This is a genomic window from Algoriphagus antarcticus, from assembly GCF_002150685.1.
Taxonomy (GTDB): Bacteria; Bacteroidota; Bacteroidia; order Cytophagales; family Cyclobacteriaceae; genus Algoriphagus; species Algoriphagus antarcticus.
The window spans coordinates 1-2,200 of the sequence record NZ_MSSW01000129.1 but is presented as its reverse complement, the minus strand read 5'-3'; the positions used below and the strand labels follow the sequence as shown (position 1 = coordinate 2,200).

Here is a 2,200-nt window from a genome sequence, read left to right as displayed (position 1 = left end):
TAAAACTTTTTAATATCTGGTGTTAGAATTACTTCATAGATCATTCAAAAAGTCTCTGGCACTTTCCTTTTTTAATCCTCCTTTTTCAATCTTTTCAGCCTGAACCAAGCTCGATTCTAATTCCTCTTCGAACACTAGAAATTCTTCCTTTTCAACTATTTCAAATTCAATTCCTTCTCTGCTTAAAAAGTCTGCAATCGATTTGATTTGATTTTTATTTTTTGGGTAGGCTTTGATTCTGAGAGTTTCCATTTCGAATAGAGTTTTACTCAATTTACGAGGAAGCTGAAAATAGTCGTATTTCGGAACAAGGTATTATAGAATATATGAAGTATTTCAGAGGGTTTTGTCCTGAAATTACCTATGTGATTTTCGATTTAGTTCTTTCTGCCCTTTTGAGAATCGCTAAATTGAATTAGTACCCAACCCTTCAGACAAGGCTAATTTATTTAGGGCCTTAGAATGGACTTCAGAAAAAATCTATTGACTTTTCCTCATAAACCTCTGAAGACTTGATTGATATGGTCTAACTCTGAAGACCTAACTAGCGTATCAAGCTTGAGCTAAATGGTCTGACAAAAGAAAAGATGTTAGCTAGAATAGGAATTGCTGGATTACCCAACTTATATTTATCTAGTTGTCAATTTTCTAAATGATTAGATGTATAGTATTTTTCTAAAAAGCTTTAAACCGAATCGGCTATGAGAAACTTGCTTTTAGTTTTATTTTTCTTCTCCTCTCTAGTTGCCGTTGCCCAATCCATAAAAGGAGTAGTTCGAGAAAAAGAAACTGGCCTTCCTCTTCCATTCGCTAACGTCTTTGTCAATAACACTACCCAAGGCATAGCCACCGATGCAGAAGGTAAGTTTAGCCTATCTGGTAATTTCCCGGCAGAGATTGAGCTGGTTGCTTCCTTTGTGGGCTATGTGACAGAGGTGAAGACGATATCTTTTGGAGGAAAAAGCGAAATGGAGGTGGTTGTTGAGCTTTCGTTTAACGAATCCAATCTTTCCGAAATTGAACTCAAAGCCAAGCGGGATAAGTCTTGGGAGCGGAAATTGGGAAGATTTGAAGATGTGTTTTTAGCTGTTTTTGACGATCCCATTATTTCGAAAGTCGAAATTCTCAATCCATGGGTGGTGGAGTTTGAAAGAGTCAAAGGGAGTAAGAAATCCAATTATTTTAAAGCGTCAGCACAGGCTACTAATCTGTTGAGGTTCCAGAGTTTTGCGCAAAGGTGTTTTTTTATCTTTGTACTTAAATTAATTGATGTAGCACAAACCACAGGCGAAATCGTTAATTTGAATAAACCCTAAAGTCATGGATATAAAGGAAGAAAAAATAAATCTGATTTATTGGTTGTCAAATATCAATGACACTAAAGTGATCAATCAAATCAAGGCTATTCAGCTCGAGAACGAAGCGTTAGATATTTATCACCTCAGTTCAGATGAGAAACGAGCAATAGAAAAAGGTCTTAAGCAAATTGAAGAAGGTAAAGTGAAATCCCATCACACGGTTATGGGTACTATAAAAGCGACTTTCCCGACACTTTTTTGATCAAATATGGAGGTCATATGGACTGACGATGCAGAAGCGGATTTAATCGAAAATCTTAATTATTTGATTAAAGAGTAGTCAGAAAAATCTGCAAGTAACTTGATCAAAGAGATTGATGCTGTCATCGAAATGATCCAAATAAATACAGAGCTGTATACGCTAACTGAGATTCCATCTGTTAGAAAAGCGGTGATCAGAAAGCAAATTTCCTTGTACTATAAGATTGATGGATCAAAATTATATGTGCTCCGAATTTGGAATAATTACAAAAATCCAGACTTTTTAAGGGTTTAATTAGAAGGAATTAATCAAAAAAAGACCTTCGAGGTTTTTGAAACCTCAAAGGTCTTGATACTTATTACTAAAATATGAATACTTCTTTTAGGCAAACATCAATTTTCCTTTAGGCTTTGGAATTGACTTGCCAATTTCTTTCGCAGTTTCAATCCATTCTTGAATCACAATCTCAACATTTTGAAGGGCTTCTAAATAACTGATTCCATCGGCAGCACAGCAAGCGAGTACTGGAACTTCCGCGATGAATGCTTCATCAGCCTCGCTCCAGTAAATAATAATTTCGTATCGTTGATCAGTCTTCACTTTTTTCTTGGCTTAATTGATATTTCAATATAATGAATCT

At 35.5% G+C, this 2,200-nt stretch carries 4 protein-coding genes; 2 read left to right on the top strand and 2 right to left on the bottom strand.

What is annotated here, in order from left to right; genetic code table 11:
* Positions 1 to 33: 33 nt before the first annotated feature.
* On the bottom strand, positions 34 to 252 hold the full coding sequence (locus BVH04_RS24925) for a hypothetical protein (RefSeq protein WP_086544170.1): 219 nt from the start codon (positions 250 to 252) through the stop codon (positions 34 to 36).
* 449 nt (positions 253 to 701) lie between these two features.
* On the opposite strand from BVH04_RS24925, the gene BVH04_RS24920 reads away from it, so the two are divergent.
* Both BVH04_RS24920 and BVH04_RS24915 read left to right on the top strand, forming a co-directional pair.
* Positions 702 to 1,316 (top strand): carboxypeptidase-like regulatory domain-containing protein, encoded by a 615-nt coding sequence (locus tag BVH04_RS24920; RefSeq protein WP_086544169.1) that lies wholly within the window; start codon positions 702 to 704, stop codon positions 1,314 to 1,316.
* A gap of 4 nt (positions 1,317 to 1,320) precedes the next feature.
* Positions 1,321 to 1,560: a hypothetical protein gene (locus BVH04_RS24915; RefSeq protein ID WP_086544168.1), complete on the top strand. Its 240-nt coding sequence runs from the start codon at positions 1,321 to 1,323 to the stop codon at positions 1,558 to 1,560.
* 381 nt (positions 1,561 to 1,941) lie between these two features.
* On the opposite strand, the gene BVH04_RS24905 is transcribed toward BVH04_RS24915, so the two are convergent.
* Positions 1,942 to 2,160 (bottom strand): type II toxin-antitoxin system HicB family antitoxin, encoded by a 219-nt coding sequence (locus tag BVH04_RS24905; protein WP_086544166.1) that lies wholly within the window; start codon positions 2,158 to 2,160, stop codon positions 1,942 to 1,944.
* Positions 2,161 to 2,200 lie beyond the last annotated feature (40 nt).